21 protein-coding genes are annotated in these 18,841 nt (G+C 40.4%); 4 read left to right on the top strand and 17 right to left on the bottom strand.

Going from position 1 to position 18,841, the window contains the following annotated elements:
- The first annotated feature begins 149 nt into the window (after window positions 1-149).
- Both G529_RS0106205 and G529_RS0106210 read left to right on the top strand, forming a co-directional pair.
- Window positions 150-2,438, top strand: a complete 2,289-nt coding sequence (locus G529_RS0106205; protein WP_245566897.1) for a M28 family peptidase — start codon at window positions 150-152, stop codon at window positions 2,436-2,438.
- The gene (locus G529_RS0106210) at window positions 2,439-3,245 is read left to right on the top strand and encodes an NAD(P)H-binding protein (protein ID WP_026914720.1); all 807 of its coding nucleotides are present in this window, start codon (window positions 2,439-2,441) and stop codon (window positions 3,243-3,245) included. It abuts the gene before it with no gap.
- Here the strand turns inward: G529_RS0106210 and G529_RS0106215 are convergent.
- Complete coding sequence (locus G529_RS0106215; RefSeq protein WP_026914721.1) at window positions 3,242-3,967, bottom strand: hypothetical protein; 726 nt, start codon at window positions 3,965-3,967, stop codon at window positions 3,242-3,244. The two genes, G529_RS0106210 and G529_RS0106215, sit on opposite strands and share 4 nt — an antisense overlap.
- Window positions 3,968-4,041: 74 nt before the next feature.
- On the opposite strand from G529_RS0106215, the gene G529_RS0106220 reads away from it, so the two are divergent.
- The gene (locus G529_RS0106220; RefSeq protein ID WP_026914722.1) at window positions 4,042-4,956 is read left to right on the top strand and encodes an oxidoreductase; all 915 of its coding nucleotides are present in this window, start codon (window positions 4,042-4,044) and stop codon (window positions 4,954-4,956) included.
- Here G529_RS0106220 and hflX read toward each other — a convergent pair whose 3' ends face one another.
- The 13 genes from hflX to G529_RS0106285 form a co-directional block, all read right to left on the bottom strand.
- On the bottom strand, window positions 4,957-6,180 hold the full coding sequence (gene hflX / locus G529_RS0106225; RefSeq protein WP_026914723.1) for a GTPase HflX: 1,224 nt from the start codon (window positions 6,178-6,180) through the stop codon (window positions 4,957-4,959).
- Between the two features lie 116 nt (window positions 6,181-6,296).
- The gene (locus G529_RS0106230) at window positions 6,297-7,193 is read right to left on the bottom strand and encodes a DUF3078 domain-containing protein (RefSeq protein WP_026914724.1); all 897 of its coding nucleotides are present in this window, start codon (window positions 7,191-7,193) and stop codon (window positions 6,297-6,299) included.
- Window positions 7,194-7,195: 2 nt separating this feature from the next.
- Window positions 7,196-7,708 (bottom strand): DUF2480 family protein, encoded by a 513-nt coding sequence (locus tag G529_RS0106235; RefSeq protein ID WP_026914725.1) that lies wholly within the window; start codon window positions 7,706-7,708, stop codon window positions 7,196-7,198.
- Between the two features lie 9 nt (window positions 7,709-7,717).
- Window positions 7,718-8,041: an iron-sulfur cluster assembly protein gene (locus tag G529_RS0106240; protein WP_026914726.1), complete on the bottom strand. Its 324-nt coding sequence runs from the start codon at window positions 8,039-8,041 to the stop codon at window positions 7,718-7,720.
- A gap of 1 nt (window position 8,042) precedes the next feature.
- Window positions 8,043-8,465: a SufE family protein gene (locus tag G529_RS0106245; protein ID WP_026914727.1), complete on the bottom strand. Its 423-nt coding sequence runs from the start codon at window positions 8,463-8,465 to the stop codon at window positions 8,043-8,045.
- 37 nt (window positions 8,466-8,502) lie between these two features.
- Window positions 8,503-8,934, bottom strand: coding sequence for a hypothetical protein (locus G529_RS0106250; protein ID WP_026914728.1), 432 nt, complete (start codon window positions 8,932-8,934; stop codon window positions 8,503-8,505).
- 78 nt (window positions 8,935-9,012) lie between these two features.
- The gene (locus G529_RS16845) at window positions 9,013-9,153 is read right to left on the bottom strand and encodes a PLDc N-terminal domain-containing protein (RefSeq protein WP_422678724.1); all 141 of its coding nucleotides are present in this window, start codon (window positions 9,151-9,153) and stop codon (window positions 9,013-9,015) included.
- A gap of 84 nt (window positions 9,154-9,237) precedes the next feature.
- Window positions 9,238-10,476 carry an aminotransferase class V-fold PLP-dependent enzyme gene (locus tag G529_RS0106260; protein WP_026914729.1) on the bottom strand — a complete coding sequence of 413 codons (1,239 nt, stop codon included), beginning with the start codon at window positions 10,474-10,476 and terminating at the stop codon, window positions 9,238-9,240.
- A gap of 21 nt (window positions 10,477-10,497) precedes the next feature.
- Window positions 10,498-11,811, bottom strand: coding sequence for a Fe-S cluster assembly protein SufD (gene sufD, locus G529_RS0106265; protein ID WP_026914730.1), 1,314 nt, complete (start codon window positions 11,809-11,811; stop codon window positions 10,498-10,500).
- 46 nt (window positions 11,812-11,857) lie between these two features.
- Window positions 11,858-12,607 (bottom strand): Fe-S cluster assembly ATPase SufC, encoded by a 750-nt coding sequence (gene sufC, locus G529_RS0106270; protein ID WP_026914731.1) that lies wholly within the window; start codon window positions 12,605-12,607, stop codon window positions 11,858-11,860.
- A gap of 53 nt (window positions 12,608-12,660) precedes the next feature.
- Window positions 12,661-13,041 carry a hypothetical protein gene (locus G529_RS0106275; RefSeq protein WP_026914732.1) on the bottom strand — a complete coding sequence of 127 codons (381 nt, stop codon included), beginning with the start codon at window positions 13,039-13,041 and terminating at the stop codon, window positions 12,661-12,663.
- 24 nt (window positions 13,042-13,065) lie between these two features.
- Window positions 13,066-14,511: a Fe-S cluster assembly protein SufB gene (sufB, locus tag G529_RS0106280; protein ID WP_026914733.1), complete on the bottom strand. Its 1,446-nt coding sequence runs from the start codon at window positions 14,509-14,511 to the stop codon at window positions 13,066-13,068.
- 51 nt (window positions 14,512-14,562) lie between these two features.
- On the bottom strand, window positions 14,563-14,892 hold the full coding sequence (locus G529_RS0106285) for a HesB/IscA family protein (RefSeq protein ID WP_026914734.1): 330 nt from the start codon (window positions 14,890-14,892) through the stop codon (window positions 14,563-14,565).
- A gap of 216 nt (window positions 14,893-15,108) precedes the next feature.
- On the opposite strand from G529_RS0106285, the gene thiL reads away from it, so the two are divergent.
- Window positions 15,109-16,164: a thiamine-phosphate kinase gene (thiL, locus tag G529_RS0106290; protein ID WP_026914735.1), complete on the top strand. Its 1,056-nt coding sequence runs from the start codon at window positions 15,109-15,111 to the stop codon at window positions 16,162-16,164.
- 166 nt (window positions 16,165-16,330) lie between these two features.
- On the opposite strand, the gene G529_RS0106295 is transcribed toward thiL, so the two are convergent.
- The 3 genes from G529_RS0106295 to G529_RS0106305 all read right to left on the bottom strand — a co-directional run bounded on the left by G529_RS0106295 (window position 16,331) and on the right by G529_RS0106305 (window position 18,812).
- Window positions 16,331-16,582, bottom strand: coding sequence for a DUF1660 family phage protein (locus G529_RS0106295; RefSeq protein WP_026914736.1), 252 nt, complete (start codon window positions 16,580-16,582; stop codon window positions 16,331-16,333).
- Window positions 16,583-16,654: 72 nt separating this feature from the next.
- Window positions 16,655-17,437, bottom strand: a complete 783-nt coding sequence (locus tag G529_RS0106300) for an alpha/beta fold hydrolase (RefSeq protein WP_026914737.1) — start codon at window positions 17,435-17,437, stop codon at window positions 16,655-16,657.
- Window positions 17,438-17,519: 82 nt separating this feature from the next.
- Window positions 17,520-18,812, bottom strand: coding sequence for an aminopeptidase P family protein (locus tag G529_RS0106305; RefSeq protein WP_026914738.1), 1,293 nt, complete (start codon window positions 18,810-18,812; stop codon window positions 17,520-17,522).
- Window positions 18,813-18,841 lie beyond the last annotated feature (29 nt).

The following is an 18,841-nucleotide window of genomic DNA, read 5'->3' on the forward strand; positions in this document are numbered from 1 at the left end:
ATTATTTGATTATCAATTACTTAAATATAAGGCTTTTGAATTTGTTTCTTATGGCACTTATTCCCTTATTCATATTTCAAAAACTTAACTAACTTTAATACTTTGATTCTCATTGCATGAACTCTAAATTTTCAGGCTTAATTGCCTTCTTGCTTATTTTTGTAGCGGTTTGGTTAAGTTTTAATTTTGATGCTCCCCAGGCCAGGCTTTCCGAAGAAATTCCATTAGATCAATTTTCAACCAAAAGAGCTTTCCAGCATGTGGAAGCCATTGCACAGCAACCACATTATGTGGGGAGCAGTGAACATCCAAAAGTTCGAAATTACATCGTACAGGAATTGCAGAAAATGGGTCTGGAAGTACAGACTCAGGAAGGATATTTCCTAAACTCTGATGCTGTTTTGAGCAAACCCCAAAATATTCTCTCCAGAATTGAAGGTGCTCGAGATGGTGATGCGCTGGTACTTATGACTCATTACGACAGCGCCACGCATTCTTCACCAGGTGCAAGTGACGCAGGAAGTGGGGTGGCCACCATTCTGGAAGGCATTAGGGCATTCCGCGAAAAGGAAACTATACCACAAAACGATATCATATTGCTCTTTACAGATGCTGAGGAAATTGGTTTAATTGGCGCCGAGATCTTTGTTCAGGATCATCCATGGGCCAAAGATGCACGATTAGCTCTTAATTTTGAAGCCAGGGGAAGTGGCGGAAATCCTTTTATGCTACTGGAAACAAACGGCAAAAATGCGAAATTGATCGAAGCCTTTGCAGATGCTAAGGTCGAATACCCTGTAAGTAACTCTCTCGCTTACAGCATTTATAAAATGCTTCCTAACGACACAGATCTTACCGTCCTGCGTGCAAAAGGCAATATCAACGGTTATAATTTTGCTTTTATTGATGATCATTTTGACTATCATACGGCGAATGATACCGCCGCCAACCTGGATCCCGAAACCCTTGCTCACCAGGGCAGCTACCTTATGCCCTTGCTTGCTCACTTTAGCGAAGCCAATCTTAAAGATCTATCCAGTGACAGGGATCTTGTTTATTTTAATTTACCATTTGGAGAATTTGTAAAATATCCGTTCGACTGGATCATTCCGATGCTAATCTTCGCCATAGTGGTTTTCCTCCTCCTCGTTGTATACGGAATTCGAAGAGACCGTCTTAATATTACTGAAATCTTTAAAGGCTTTTTACCCATGTTCATCAGCATTGGTTTGTCAGGCCTGCTCAGCTGGGCATTCTGGCAGTTCTGTCTTTTTATATATCCGGAGTACTCTGAAATGGAACATGGTTTTACATACAATGGCTACTGGTACATTGCATTGATCATCTTTCTTGCCCTGTCGGTAAGTTTTATCACCTACCACTGGTTTCGCAAACGTTCGCACAAGGCTTCCGTTTTTATAGCGCCGCTTGCTCTGTGGCTGGTGATCTGTACGCTTATTGCTCTGTATCTCCAGGGAGCCGCTTATTTTATCATTCCCGTATTCTTCGGATTGCTGCAGCTCTTCGTTATGATTGGACAGAAAAGGCCCAACCGCATTTTCATGGTATTGCTAAGCTTCCCAGCGATTATTTTACTACTGCCATTCATCTGGAGTTTACCGGTCGCCCTGGGTCTTAAAATGCTTTTTATTACCGCTATTCTTGTAAGCTTAGTGTTTCTATTCTTATTGCCGCTTTTTGGATACTTCAGAAAACTTAAGTCTTTCGCGGTGCTTTGCTTCCTGGTATTTAATGTGTTGCTCTTCACTGCGCACTATTACTCAGATTTTTCTTCGGAAAGACCTAAACCAAATAGCCTGGTGTATCTGAAGGATCTCGATCTGCAGGCCAGTTTCTGGTATAGTTACGATCTCATGCCAGATCCATGGACGAACTCCTATTTTACTGAAGACTCAGAAAATTCGGGGACAGAGTCGAACTTCAGCAGTAAATATGGTAGTAATTTCCGAAGAAAATCTGCTGCTCCAAATATCGATATTCCGGAACCTACCATCCTACTGGAAGAGCTTGAGAAAGACAGCTTAACGAACCTGAAATCCTATTCTTTAAAGATCGCTCCAAACCGGGATATGAACCGCCTGGAATTGTACGAAACGAGGGATATAGATTTTAAGGATTTCAAAGTCAATGATCTTAGAGCTGAGGATGAGCAACTGGGAGAGCAGTATTTCAATATGCATACGCAGCGCTGGAAAGAAAGAATTCTTACTTACTATGCTTCGAACAGGGATACTTTGAGAATTGAATTCACGATAGCACCAGAAGATGAACCAGAATTTGTACTTTACGAATCGGCTTACGATCTTCTCGAAAATGAAGAATTGAAGCCTGAAAAAAGACCGGAGGACATGATTCCTCGGCCATTCGTTTTGAATGATGCTACTATATTAAAGAAAACAATAAGAATTAAGGAATAAATGAAGATTGCGATTTTAGGATGTGGATGGCTTGGTTTCGAGCTTGGAAAAGAATTGAGAGCATTGAATCATGAAGTAAAAGCTTCAGTAACAAGAAATGAGAAGTTTGTAGATCTTCACGCGGCGGGACTCGTTCCATATACTATCAAATTGTATGAAAAAGGGATACAGGGCGATATCAGGTCTTTTCTGGCGAAGTCTGACTGTATCGTGGTCAATATTCCTCCCGGCCTTCGAAAAAATCCTGAAGCCGACTTCGTTTCGAAAGTGAGGACCATTATTCCTTACCTTGAGAAAAGTTATTGTCCAAGGATCATTTTCGTAAGTTCCACTTCTGTCTATAAAAATGAACCGGGCTTTCCTGAAGTTAGCGAAAATACCGAGACCGATAACTCTTCTAATATCGCAGTACAACTACGCAATGCTGAGCTATTGCTGTTAAACAATGATAACTTTAAATCTGAAATTCTGCGCTTTGGTGGTTTAATTGGAGATGATCGTCATCCTGTGAATCAGCTTTCTGGAAAAAAAGACCTTAGTTCTCCTAAAGCCCCGGTAAACCTGGTGCATCGTCGTGATTGCATCAAGGCCATTCTGGCATTAATTGAAAAACCTGCTACGAATTCTATTTATAACCTTGTATATCCAGAGCATCCTACACGCGAAGAATACTACACGAAGATCGCACAGGACCGGCAACTCGAAGCGCCACATTTTAGTCAGGATAATGCTTCAGCAGGAAAGAAAGTAAGTTCAGAAAGATTTCAGAAGGAATTTGATTTCAAATTTGAGCACTCCATTTATTAGTTTCCGTAATAAGCTTCAGCATAAGATGACCAGATCTCTTTGATAGGATCACCCTTGGAACTTTTCCCTGAATGTACCCAGTTCCCATCCTCGAGTTCGTAATTGAACTCAAGACTCGCTCCCACTCTGCCAGCATCCCTGGAGAAAAATTCTATATTCTCTATATACTGGCCATCTTTTGCGATATAAGTTCCACCGCCGGTACCAAAAAATTCACCGGTGGCTGAGTTAAAGGCTACCCATTGGAAGCGATCGCCGCCCAGCATTTTTATCGTTCTTCGATCGCCTGGCGTTATTCGCTTCATTTCACCGTTTCTTTCTCTGGCTGTGATCAGCCAGTTGCCGGTGAGATCATTTGTATTTGCAGAGATGCGAGTCCATTTTTGAGTTGTTTTTTCATCTTCGATACTAAAGCTGTTTTCATCTTCGAACTCGATCTTATGTACAATGAGTGCTGCTGAAGGTTCTTCCTGCCTTGTGTCAAAATCAATTCGAACCTGAGCCGCTTCCTGGTCATACTCGCCACCTCGAGCCCAAAGGAATTCATCCGAATCCAGATCTTTGGCTCCTTCAGTAAAATAAGCATCAGCATAAATACGAATTACCTCTTTATCGGTCACGGCTTTGCCGTCTTCCGAAGTAAGTTTCCAGGAGCCCTGGTGTATTTGAGCCTGCGTATTCATATTAATTGCTAAAACGAGGAGAAATAGAATGCTTTTCATTGATATAGATTGTATCTTTTAAAAATAAGAAATAATTGATCTCCAGATCTTTCCGAAGTATTAAAAAAACATCGATGAACGAATATCAAAATTCTAATTCACGTCCTGATGAGACACCTGTAGCCATTGTAACAGGAGCTAATGCCGGCCTGGGTTTTGAAACTGCAAAAGCGCTTGCTGCTAAAAATTTCAAAGTGATCATGGCTTGCAGAGATCTTGAAAAAGCTGAACAGGCGCGTAACCAGATCATTGCAGCGCATAGCGATGCACTGGTTGAAATACAGGAACTGGATCTGGCGAGTCTGGATTCTGTAAGATCCTTCTCTTCCATATTTTTATCTTCATATAAAAAACTCGATCTTCTTATCAACAATGCCGGGGTAATGATGCCGCCATATCAAACAACTGAAGACGGTTTTGAGCTGCAATTAGGAGTCAATTACCTGGGGCATTTTCTACTTACCGGACTATTAAAAGAAGCTTTGACGTGTTCCCAGAATTCCCGGATCATATCCTTAAGTTCTATCGCACATAAAAATGCCGAAATTGATTTTAATGATCTTCAAAGTGAAAAATCCTACTCGAAATTTAAAGCTTATGGGCAGAGTAAGCTGGCCTGTCTTATCTTTAGTCTGGAACTGGAACGTAGATTGAAAGCGCATTCTATAAGCCATGTGAGTTCACTTGCTGCGCATCCAGGTGTTTCTTCTACTGAACTGATGCGACATTTGCCAGCATGGCTAATGCTTATTGCAAAACCAATGGAACCGTTCATCTCTCATTCTGCGGAAAAAGGAGCGCAACCTACGCTCAAGGCTGCTTTAGATAAAGAACTGGCAGGCGGTTGCTATATCGGGCCTGATGGTTTCAGAGAAATGAAAGGGCAGCCTGCAGAAGCTGAAATTGCCAGACAGGCTAAAAACAAAGAAACAGCCGCAAAATTATGGGCTGTTTCTGAAAATCTTACCGGCATCAAATTTCTAAGCTAACTATTCCTTAGCCTCGCCATATTTATCATATTCCGGGTATAGGAAATTATTGTACGGAAATCTTGTGATATGTATTTCTCGAACGGCTTCGTATACTCTTTTCCTAAAATGCTCGAAGTTCTCCTTTTCAGTAGCAGAAATAAAGACCACGTTGTTACCCATTTTATTCATCCAGGTTTTCTTCCATTCCTTTAGTGTATAGTGGGCTGAAGTGCGCTCTGTCACCAGATCATCTTCCTCGATCTCTTCAGGCTCGTAAGCATCAATCTTATTAAAAACCATGATGGTTGGTTTGCCCAGGGCTTCGATCTCTGTAAGAATCTGGTTTACGGATGCAATATGATCTTCAAAATTGGCATGAGAGATATCCACCACGTGCAAAAGAAGATCTGCTTCCCGTACCTCATCCAGTGTGGATTTAAAAGATTCCACCAGTTGAGTAGGCAGTTTTCTTATAAAACCTACGGTATCACTCAAGAGAAATGGCAGGTTTCGAATCACTACTTTTCTTACGGTAGTATCCAGTGTTGCGAACAATTTATTTTCAGCAAAAACCTCGCTCTTACTAATTGCATTCATCAAGGTAGACTTCCCTACGTTGGTATATCCCACAAGAGCTACACGAACCAGTTGTCCCCTGTTCCCCCTTTGCACTTCCATCTGCTTGTCGATGGTTTCCAGTTTTTTCTTAAGCAAGGATATTTTGTCACGAACAATACGACGGTCGGTTTCGATCTCTGTTTCTCCTGGTCCACGCATTCCAATCCCACCACGTTGTCTCTCCAGGTGAGTCCACATCCCGGCAAGTCTTGGTAATAAGTATTCATATTGTGCCAGTTCCACCTGTGTACGGGCGTAACTGGTCTTAGCTCTTTGTGCAAAAATGTCTAGGATCAGGTTAGTCCTGTCCAGGATCTTGGCTTTTAATATTTTTTCGATGTTCTTCTGTTGAGCCGGTGTAAGTTCATCATCAAAGATCACGGCACCAATTTCATTTTCTGCCACGAATTCGCGTACCTCTTCCATCTTACCGGTTCCTATAAAGGTTTTAGGATTCGGCATGTCCATCTTCTGCGTAAAACGTTTCTGCACTTCACCACCAGCGGTAAAAGTTAGAAATTCCAGCTCATCCAGGTATTCATCAAGTTTATCCTCGTTCTGGTCTTTGGTAACTATACCTACAAGAACAGCTTTTTCAAAGGACAGGTCGGTTTTTTCAATCATAAAAACAAAGATAATCATTAGATAGCTTCTGCATTAGAAGCCAACATACTTCAACAAAAATTTAACTGAAAAAGCCCGTGAACTTCACGGGCTTTTCATAAATCTATAGCTTTTTTCTAGAATCCGAAATTGATCCCAACTCCAAATACTTCCCGAATCTGGAAAGCTCCCACGGCATTATCATCATAGATCGCCTGGAAGATCAGGTTAGCAGAAAGGTAATCATTGATGCCCATGTTGAGGTTAAGTAAATAATCAATATCTACATTCTCCGGGTTCTCAAGGTAGTTTGAATATAAAGCAAGTGAATGCTCCATTTCTACGTTTTCAAGAATCTCATAGCTTAAGAATGCGGTAAGTGCAGCGCCTAGTTCGAACCTGGTGCTTTTTCCTTCATCAACTCCAAAGTAGTCCCCATCAACATAACCTGCACGACTCGTGAAATCACTGTCTACAAAGATCAATCTTGCCGTGGCCGGTGCAAGGTTCACCATGAAATTATCACCCTTCTTATACATCATCCCGGGCCCGGTTTGTAAATAACCTGGTGAAAGAAAATGAGTGGTTTCGGTTCGAATGGTTTCCCCGGTTTCGGCATCTTCTGAAAATTCATAACCTTTCGCAAACTGGGTTCTGAAATTCAAAAACCAGGAGTAATAAAATTTCGTGTCTTCCACTTGCTTCCCGGCAATACTGTTGAGTTCAAGTCGGTCACTGGTCTTTCTTTCGAATTCATCATCCTTTACTTTTGTAAGTCCGTAATTCGCAAGAATTCTATTATCCCACGTAAAATCATCTTTACGATAATTAAACTGATAGTCTACAGTGAGGTTTCCGGCGATGCTGGAAGTTCCACCACCAGTCCATTCTTTATTGAAGGCAGACTGGTTAAATAATAACTGTACATTTCCTTCTTTCTGCCATCCATTAGGAGGAATGGAATCGTTTTCTTCCTGTGCAAGGGAAGATCCAAACAAGAACAGCGTAAAAGCTGTGAATAAAACTTTCTTCATTACTATTTTCTTGGTTTTTTATAGAGCGGAACTGAAGAACAAGCCTCTCCATACATTAAGCTTTTAACTACAGGTTGTAGTTTCTGCATGATCATGATATAAGCATTCTTTGGAACTGGCTTATTGGAACACCCCTTGATAATAACCGGCTTATCCTCCAGGTCACTCACATCCAGGTGATCGATCACCTCCTGATACAAATGGCTTTCCAGGTTCTCCAGGTCTCCAATAATAGTTTTTTTTGCGATCCCCTGCAGGTAAGAACTTACCAGCATAAAAGCCCATGAAGGTACGATGGCATCTGTAGAACACACCAGTGCAACGTAAGCACCATTGTATTGCTCCCAATTATGATTCCTGGCCTGTTCTCTAAAATCTTTTTCTCTTAGTACAAGGCCTTCAAGTAGCCAGTCACTAATATCAAAAACGATACGTTCTCCCCTGGGATAAAAATCTTCCAGATTAAAGGTTACCAGTTTGCTCTCGGCTACTCTGTTTACAATTTCTTCAGCCATGTCTATGGTTTAAAGCAATCCTAACTCAAGTTTTGCTCCTTCGCTCATGAGATCCTGGCTCCATGGTGGATCGAAGGTAATTTCAACTTCAGCATCCTTAACCATGTCCAGTGACTTCACTTTTTCTTCCACTTCTAATGGAAGGGTTTCTGCTACCGGACAATTTGGTGTGGTAAGGGTCATCAAAATTTTTACGTCATAATCTGTAGATACCATCACGTCATAGATCAAACCTAATTCGTAGATATCCACCGGAATTTCCGGATCATAAATGGTCTTTAAAACAGTTACGATTTTTTCTCCCAGTTCCTGTGTATTTATTTCCTGCTCCATCTTAATTCAATTGTGTTTGATATGCCAAAGCATACATTTTTAATTGTTTGATCATACTTACAAGTCCGTTTGCTCTGGTTGGAGACAAATGTTCCTTTAGACCAATTTCATCAATAAACTGAGTGTCTGCATCAATGATCTGGGAAGGATGTTGATCTGAAAATACTCTTATCAGGATCGCGACAATTCCTTTGGTAATAATGGCATCACTATCTGCCGTGAACAACAAGCGGTCGCCATCCAGCTCTGCATGAACCCATACTTTGCTTTGACAGCCTTTTATAAGGTTCTCTTCGATCTTGTATTTTTCGTCTATTAGCGGAAGTGATTTCCCAAGTTCGATCATATACTCATAACGCTGCATCCAGTCGTCGAACATTGCAAACTCATCAATTACTTCATTCTGTTTTTCCTGAATCGTCATAACTCAATTTTGCACAAAAGTACGACATGCAGGCCTGCTATTCAAGATTTTCTGCCAATCTTAAAATAGCCTCAATCAATGGTTTTATTGCATTGGGTGGATTGCCGTGGTCGAAGGTTGAAGATTTATATTCAGAATCATCCAGTATGAGACTTAACTCGGCATGAGCAGCCGCATCACTGGCCCTGGATTCTGTTGGTGCCTCCAGATTTTCAATTTTAGATACGTCTATTTTCTTAACTTCTGAAATGATAGTATTCCATTGCTCTTCGGAAATTTTAATGGTACGTTCCCTCGCATCAAACCCAGTGCTTATTACTTTGATCACTTCCGGAGTAATAGTATAAGTTGAGGAAGATCCGCGGGTATAAGTTTTATAGCTTACAGATTTGATTTCTTCCTGAGCTTCATTAGAACAGTCATTAATAGCGAAGAATATTAGAATAAAAGATAATATTGAAAGTTTCATAACTGGAATTTTAGATAAGGCATATTACAAAAAAAAGCGCCACGCAGGCGCTTATTTGATGTATTTCAACGGAAGACATTAGGCTGCTGATAAAGATTTTTTCCCGATAATTAAATAAGCAATAGATCCTATGAACGGTACAATTAGGATTGCTAAAACCCAGGCCAATTTGAACCAAAAGGTAGAGTTCATTCTAAAAATAATATACAAAACCAGCAATAAAGCTATAAAGATGTGAGTTTGCTAGATGAATAAGAGAATTGAAGGATCCATAGTAATTATTCGTTCACTAAGATAATCAAATTACTGTAGCATCATCAAAGCCTTTTTCAACGCTTCCATAAATGTATCGATCTCTTCTTTGGTATTGTAAAATGCGAAGGATGCTCGTACTGTTCCGGGAATCTTAAAGAAATCCATTACCGGTTGTGCACAATGATGCCCTGTTCTAACCGCAATCCCCATTTTATCCAGCAAGGTTCCTATGTCGTATGGATGCAATCCATTTACGTTAAAGCTGATTACCGCCGTCTTCTCTGAGGCTTCGCCGTAAATTTTCACACCTTCTATTTCTTTCAATTTAGAAGTCGCGTAGTGAAGTAGTTCTTCTTCGTAAGCAGCAATTTCTTCAAAGCCAATCGCATTCATATAGTCCAGAGCAGCGCCAAAAGCTATACCACCGCAAATGTTTGGTGTACCCGCTTCGAATTTATGTGGCAAGCCAGCGTAAGTAGTTTTTTCAAAGCTTACTGTAGCGATCATTTCACCACCACCCTGGTAGGGAGGTAACTTTTCCAGCCATTCCTGTTTTCCGTAGAGCATTCCAACACCTGTTGGTCCACACATCTTGTGCGCTGAAACTACATAAAAGTCAACATCCAATGCCTGAACATTGGCTTTGATATGAGGTGATGCCTGAGCTCCATCTATTAAGACCGCTGCACCAGCAGCATGAGCAATATCGATAATTTCCTGAATAGGATTCACCGTACCCAATGCGTTGGAAACATGGTTTACAAAAACAAGTTTCGTGCGATCGCTAATCAGATTTCTGTATTCAGAAAGAACCAGTTCCCCTTTTTCGTCCATAGGGATGACTTTCAGCCTGGCTCCGGTCTTTTCTGCCAGCATCTGCCATGGCACAATATTCGAATGATGCTCCATGGCTGAAACCAGAATCTCATCACCTTCCTTCAGCAAAGAAGAAAAACCATTCGCCACCAGATTGATTCCGTGCGTAGTTCCTGAGGTCATGATGATCTCATGAGCATGTTCAGCATTAAAATGTCGCTGAATTTTTATCCTGGCCTGCTCATATTTATCTGTCGCTTCCTGAGAAAGCGCATGAACTCCACGATGAATATTGGCATTGTAGTTCGAATAATAATCCACGATCGCATCCATCACCTGCTTAGGTGTTTGTGCGGTCGCGGCATTATCGAAATATACCAGCGGATAGCCATTCACCTTCCGGTCAAGAATTGGAAAATCCTGACGGATCGTTGCAACATCTATTTTACTGACCTGAGTTGACTGACTCATCCTGAAATATCTTTTTATTATCTATAAATTGAAACCTAGCTCGACTCCAAGTTTTCCTGCGATAAGCTTGTTGATTCGCTTCTTCACTTCTGGAATCTTTACACTTTCCAGTACATTATTCGCGAAGGCGTACATAAGTAACCCTCTGGCTTCCTTTCGTGGAATACCTCTGGACTGCAAATAAAACAAAGCTTCTTCATCAAGCTGCCCGATTGTACAACCATGGCTGCAACGCACATCATCTGCGAAGATCTCCAACTGTGGTTTCGAGTTGATCGTGGCCTTATCATTAGCCAGGATGTTGTTATTAGACTGGTAAGCGTTTGTCTTTTGCGCTTCCTTCTCTACCACTACTTTACCGTTAAAAACTCCAACTGCCTTATCGTCAAAAATACCTTTATAATTCTGGTGACTTTCACAGTTAGGCTCGATATGGTGTACGAGCGTGTTGTGATCTACGTGCTGCTTGTCTTCAATGATCGTAACTCCTTTCATGGTAGAATCAATACGTTCTCCGTTTTGATAGAAGTGCAGGTTGTTTCTGGTTAATTTTCCACCAAAAGAGAAGGTGTGAACAGAAACATTACTTTCACCTTTTTGATTGATAAAAGTATTATCAATGAGTGAAGCAGATGATTTATCATTCTGGATCTTATAATAATCTATAATCGCCCTTTTATCAGCAAAGATTTCAGTAACAGAGTTGGTAAGCACCGGATGATCTGTAAGACTTTGGTGTCTTTCAATGATCTGCACATGCGAATTCTCATCCACGACAACCAGATTTCTAGGCTGTAACATTAGGGCAGACTCGTTTCCAGTAGCAAAATTGATGATTTGTATAGGCTTATCTGCCTGTGTATTCTTATGAATATGAATAAAAGCTCCTTCCCTGGCAAATGCTGTATTCAGTGAATTAAGGCTGGTTTTTGGAGCTACTTTATTGTAGTAATTTTCAATGACCGCACTGTATTTGTCTTTATTGAGAGCAGCAGACATGAGGCAAACATCGATCTTATCGTGTGTCGTTTGCGACAGATGAGAAGAATAGATCCCATCGATAAAAACCAGGTCATACGTATCGATATCATGTATAAGGTACTTCTTGATATCACGATACTCAATCGCGTCTTCTTTCTTCGGAAAAACACTGTAATCATGTTTTAATACCGAATTTAGTGAGGTATACTTCCAATCTTCATCCTTTTTACCAGGAAAACCAAGCGTTTCAAAATTTTTGATCGCTTCATTTCTCAAGGTGTCAAGATTCTCGTTCGGGTCCAAATTTTCCTCAAAGGCTAAAAATGACGAGACCAATTTGTCTTTCAATTCCATTACATTCTAATTTCTAATTCAACAATTCAATTTCTCGATTCGAGTATTAAACTGTTTCCTGCTTAACCCAGTCGTATCCTCTTTCTTCCAGCTCGTAAGCAAGTTCTTTTCCTCCAGACTTAACGATCTTTCCATCTACCAGTACATGTACGAAATCGGGCACGATATAATCAAGTAGTCTTTGATAGTGCGTGATAAGTAATACGGCGTTATCCTCTGAACGAAGTTTGTTCACACCATTGGCAACGATCTTTAACGCATCAATGTCCAATCCACTATCTGTCTCATCAAGAATAGATAATTTTGGCTCTAACATAGCCATCTGGAAGATCTCGTTACGCTTCTTTTCTCCTCCTGAAAATCCTTCGTTCAAAGATCTGGAAAGAAATTTTCTATCGATTTCCAGCATTTCAGATTTTTCACGAATCATCTTCAGCATATCATTGGCTGGCATGTCTGGTTTTCCATGCGCTTTTCTTTGCGCATTAATAGCCGTCTTGATAAAGTTGGTTACAGAAACACCTGGAATTTCCACAGGGTATTGAAATGATAGAAATACTCCTTTATGAGCTCTTTCTTCCGGATCAAGTTCGTTCAGGTCTTCACCTTCGAACATCATTTCTCCCTTGGTCATTTCATACTCTTCTCTTCCTGCAATTACTGAAGAAAGGGTACTCTTCCCGGAACCGTTTGGTCCCATGATCGCGTGAACTTCTCCGGGATTTATTTCCAGGTTAATTCCTTTAAGGATCTCTTTATCTTCAATACTGGCGTGTAAATTCTTTACTTTAAGCATGTCTGTTATTTCTGAATCTGCTTTTGCAGACTGTTTGATATTCTTTTCTTATTTTATTCTATCGTATCTGAAATACTGGCTCCTGAAATTTCCAGGATTTCCTTGATCTCGATAATCTCATCCCAGCCTTCCAGTCTTGGATTTGCGAGAATTTTCGCTCTAACACGAACCGGGATCATTTCAAAATCGTCAGATTTCAGATCGCTCACTTTTTCTGATAGTAGCATCGCAACCGAATCCTGTTTAACTCCGTACACGAAATTTTCACCTCGAAGCACTGCCGCATCGGCTACATAAACATAGTCTCCCTGCAGTATTTCCAGACTATCCTCAACCTTAGCAGTCGCCGGCTCTGTTTGCAGATCCTTTTGCTCATCATCCTGGCAGGATACGAACAAAATAGCTACGATCAGTATTTCAAAAAACCTTTTCATCGATCAAGTTATTTTCCGGATCAATTATCCTACTGAACCTTCCAGTGAGATCTCCAGTAATTTCTGAGCCTCCACTGCAAATTCCATAGGAAGTTTATTTAACACCTCTTTACTGAAACCATTTACGATCAACGCGATCGCTTTTTCAGTATCGATACCACGCTGGTTACAGTAGAAGATCTGGTCTTCCCCGATCTTACTTGTTGTGGCTTCGTGTTCTACCTGCGCAGATTTATTTTTGACTTCGATATATGGAAAAGTATGCGCTCCGCATTCATTCCCCATCAAAAGCGAATCACATTGTGAAAAATTTCTGGCATTCTGCGCTCTACCATTTATCTGAACCAGACCACGATAAGAGTTCTGGGATTTTCCTGCGGAAATACCTTTGGAAATGATCGTACTCTTAGTGTTTTTACCAAGGTGAATCATCTTGGTTCCCGTATCTGCCTGCTGAAAGTTGTTCGTCACTGCGATTGAGTAAAATTCCCCTACCGAGTTATCACCTTTCAGAATACAGCTTGGATATTTCCAGGTAACTGCCGATCCTGTCTCTACCTGAGTCCAGGAAATTTTCGCTCCTTTTTCACAAAGTCCACGTTTAGTTACAAAATTAAAAACTCCACCTTTTCCTTCTTTATTTCCAGGGAACCAGTTTTGTACCGTACTGTATTTGATCTCAGCATCATCCAAAGCGATAAGCTCCACAACTGCAGCATGCAGCTGGTTCTCATCACGCGATGGCGCAGTACAACCTTCCAGGTAACTTACATAACTGCTCTCGTCTGCAACAACCAGCGTTCTCTCGAACTGCCCGGTTCCTGCCTGGTTTATTCTAAAGTATGTGGATAATTCCATTGGGCAGCGAACACCTTTTGGAATATAACAGAATGATCCATCACTAAATACTGCCGAATTAAGAGCAGCGTAAAAATTATCCTTCTGAGGAACCACGGTTCCAAGATATTTCTTTACCAGATCCGGATGTTCTTTGATCGCTTCAGAAATAGAACAGAAAATAATACCTTTTTCAGCAAGTGTCTTTTTAAAAGTGGTGGTTACAGAAACTGAATCCATCACCACATCTACCGCCACACCGGCAAGTTTTTTCTGCTCATCCAGCGAAATACCCAATCTCTTAAATGTGTCCAGTAATTCCGGATCCACCTCATCAAGACTATCATACTTCGGCTTTTTGTTTGGAGCTGAGTAATAAGAGATCGCCTGGAAATCTGGTTTTGGATAATTTACATTAGCCCAATCCGGCTCTTCCATTTTCTCCCATTCCCGAAAAGCTTCCAAACGCCATTGCGTCATCCACTCCGGCTCTTCCTTTTTCTTGGATATTGCTCTTACGATATCTTCGTTCAAGCCCACAGGAAAAGTATCAGATTCTATATCTGTATAAAATCCATATTCGTATTCCTTTGTTTCGAGCTCTTTCTTTAAATCGTCTTCAGTATATGCCATTCTTCGTATTTCTAATTAAATTAAAGATCGGTGATAACCGATACATAATTTTTACAGTGAAAAACTTTCACCGCATCCACAGGTTCTTTGTGCGTTCGGGTTGTTAAAAACAAATCCTTTTCCATTCAATCCTCCGGAATATTCTAAAATAGTTCCAGCCAGATAAAGCACACTGCGTTTGTCAACAACGATCTTTACATCGTTATCTTCGAAGACTTTATCGCCTTCAGCCTGGTTATTGTCGAACGTAAGTTCATAAGACAACCCAGAACATCCTCCGCTCTTCACTCCTACCCGAACATAGTCTGCTGAAGTGTTGAATCCCTCTTCAGTCATGAGGACAGAAATTTTCTTTTTAGCCTCTTCGCTAACTTTAATCATAAGCTATAAAGATTACATCTAAATTGACTGCAAATATACTATAAAACAAGCGGTTTACCATAGACTAAGAATATGTTTTAAGAATTGAATGATAGAAGTCTTCAATAGACATTTCAGTAGTCTCTGCAACGATAATTTCGTAGTTCCAGAAGCTTTACATGCTTTCTTCTGAATTGCATTTTATTCTTGTATTTTTGCAGTCTAAATTTTCATTGCATGTTTGATAATAGTCAGGAAAGTAAGACGAACCTTTCAGAATTAGGTGAATTTGGATTGATCGAACACCTAACCAAACATTTCAGCCCAAAACTTGATTCCACGATCAAGGCGATTGGAGATGATGCCGCCGTTCTGAAGTTTGATGGGGAAGAAACCGTGATTAGTACAGATCTACTGGTGGAAGGAGTGCATTTTGATCTCGCCTATATGCCTTTAAAGCACCTGGGTTACAAAGCACTTATGGTCAATCTTTCAGACATCTACGCAATGAACGCTACCGCGAGCCAGGTTACAGTTTCTATCGCTGTATCAAACAGGTTCCCGGTGGAAGCCCTGGAAGAGTTCTACGCTGGGGTACAATTAGCTTCGAAAGTCTATAATGTTGATGTTATCGGTGGTGATACCACATCTTCGACTTCCGGATTCCTGATTAGTGTGACGGCGATTGGTCATGCAAAAAAGGAAGATATCGCGTATAGAGATGGAGCCAAACCTAACGATCTTCTCGTGGTTACCGGTGATCTTGGAGCAGCCTATATGGGTCTTCAGGTATTGGAGCGTGAGAAAGAAGTTTTTAAAGCAAATCCAAATTCGCAACCAGATCTTGAGCAGTACACTTATCTTATTGAAAGACAATTAAAACCTGAAGCACGAAAAGATATTCCAAAACTGCTGAAGGATCTTGGTGTAAAGCCAAATGCCATGATCGACATCAGCGATGGTTTATCTTCTGAGATCATTCATATTTGCAAAAGCTCAAAAGTAGGAGCCAATCTTTATGAAGAGAAAATTCCGCTGGATCCTGCTGTGATTTCAGTTTGCGAAGAATTCAATATCGATAGCACCACGATCGCACTAAGCGGTGGTGAGGACTACGAATTGCTCTTTTCAATCGCCCAGTCCGATTATGATAAAATCAAAGGAAATCCGCACTTAACCATTATTGGTCATATGACCGAGGAAAATGAAGGAATGCACTTGATCACCAGGGCGAATCAAAAATTACCATTGATTGCCAGAGGATGGAATTCCATGGATAAGGAAGAGGATTAATTTTCTAAAAACCAATTCGGCCAGACATCTAGCATCTAATTCGATTGGGGATTGGCTATAAACTGGACAATTCAACAGAATTTTTTCTCCTTGATTCAGCCTGGAATATGTATTCAGTTAGATAAAAAATTCAAATTAGAAGGATCAAAGTTTAGAATTGAATGCGTTAAGAAGCTTCAGCGTAAAATGCCTGCTGTCTTTTCTGATGAATTTTAGCCAGGTAGGCGTTGGTTTCTTTGAATTTTGGAGTAAGCCTTGCAAGTAGGCCGTCTGCCGTGTCGGTCATTTCCATGCCGCATCTACAGCATTGGTATTCATGCACATGGTTCGTGATGTTTTTAGAAACTTTTAATTTATGACCAAACAAGTTGCATTGCACCTTTGTAATGGAGAACGAGCGAATGTGTTTTGTATTCATAGGTTTATAAATTTCTGATTTCTAAGACTCTAAAGTATAAAAAAAAGTTAATTTTTCGATAAAAAGGTTAAATTAATCGATCAATAGCATGTTTTTGTGTAAATATTCTGACACCTCCATCCAGGAATTATGACCTTTTTCCAGCACTACCAAATCTGAATTCGTTGTCCCTGCCAGCTTCTGAATATCAGCAATATCAATTAAAGTATCCTCTTTGCCCGCAATGATCATTTTTCTACCTGCATATTTTTTTAAGGTATCGGTATGATCTTTTCGGTCTCTCAAAGCTCGCAAAGTCTGCTGTATATTTTCAATATTCAACAGTAATGCGTTCTGTTTTAAGCGATCGATTTCATCCTTAAAAATTTCCCGACTTTCGGCAGAAAATAAATTGGAAATTGCCATACTTACAAAAGCATCCTTGTTGGTCTCCACGATATGTATAGACCTGTCCCGAATCTTTTTTCGTTCTACAGTATCTTCAGCAGGTGTAGAATTAATCAACATGATATCCTTTAACATCATAGGAAAATTATCGAGAAATTCCAAACCAACATATCCACCCATACTGTGACCTGCCAGACTAACCTGCTGTAAACCAGTATTTTTAAGAACAACAGCTACAATATTGGCCATTTCCTGCATGCTATGCGATCCTGAAAAATCTTTGGATCTGCCATGACCGGGTAAGTCTATGCAAATTATTTGCCGTTCCTTTCCCAGGCTATTTATAATATCATCCCAGATCGTCGAATCCTCTAAAAATCCATGGAGTAAGACTAAGGGAATTTTCTTATTGCCAGTTCCCGATATTGTATAAAATATCTCGTTGTTTTTATATTTTAAATTCATCATGCGCTTAAAATTAAAATACCGTGAGCCCCAGAATTAAACCTGGAATTCACGGTATTTCTAAACATTAGTTTTTAAATCCCTTTTATGAATTCATAATATCTTCTATTTCTTCGATTTCGATCGGAATATTCCTCATCAAATTGAAAGGTTCTCCTTTTTCCTGAATTACCACATCATCTTCCAGACGTATTCCGAAGCCTTCATCTGGCAGGTAGATTCCTGGCTCTACAGTGAATACCTGATTTGCCTGCATAGGCTCGGTTAATATTCCGTAGTCATGAGTATCCAGCCCAATGTGGTGCGAAGTTCCATGCATAAAATATTTCTTATACGCCGGCCAGTCTGGATCTTCATTCTGAACATCTGCTTTATCCAGTAAGCCTAAACCTAATAATTCAGAAGTCATCATCTTACCAACCTCCATGTGATATTCCTTCCACATGGTTCCCGGAACAAGCATTTTTGTCGCTTCCTTTTTCACCTTATTCACCGCATTGTAAACCTCTTTCTGGCGATCTGAATATCGACCTGAAACCGGAATGGTTCTACTAAGATCACTGGAATAATTCGCATATTCAGCCCCTGTGTCAAGCAAAATCAAATCCCCGGCTTTACACTGCTGGTTATTCTCCACATAATGCAATACGTTGGCATTGTTCCCGCTCGCAATTATTGGCGTGTAAGCAAAACCTTTGGACCTGTTGCGGATCATTTCATGATAATACTCCGCTTCGATCTCGTATTCCCAAACTCCCGGCTTTACAAAACCTAAAGTTCTACGGAAAGCCTTTTCTGTAATATTACAGGCTTTCTGCATAAGCTCCAGCTCAATTGGATCCTTTACCGAGCGTAGTCTTTGCAGAATAGGGTTTGCTTTTGCCACCTGGTGCGCAGGGTATTTATCCTTACACCATTTGATAAAACGATCGTCCCTGGTTTGAGTATCGTGATTGGCTCGATAATGCTCGTTCGTATTTAAATATACGGTATCACACTGGGTCATTACTTCAAAAAAAACTTTTTCAAAGTCCTTCATCCAGTAAACGGTACGAATACCGCTAACATCAAACGCATCTTCTTTCGTAAGCTTCGCGCCTTCCCAAACTGCAATATGCTCATTGGTTTCAGTAAGAAAAAGGATCTCCCTGTGCTTTTCTTCCGGAGCATCCGGAAACAACACCAGAATACTTTCGTCCTGGTCTACTCCACTCAGGTAAAATATATCTCTGTTCTGCTGAAAAGGCATCGTGCTATCTGCGCCAATCGGGTAAATATCATTTGAGTTGAAAACCGCCAGACTTTTAGACTTCATTTTGTCCATAAAGTTCTTACGGTTTTTTATAAAGAGTTTCGAATCTATTCGATCATATTTCATAAAAAGTATTTTTCAATTTCTTCAAAATT

The sequence above is a fragment of the Christiangramia portivictoriae DSM 23547 genome (assembly GCF_000423045.1).
GTDB lineage: Bacteria > Bacteroidota > Bacteroidia > Flavobacteriales > Flavobacteriaceae > Christiangramia > Christiangramia portivictoriae.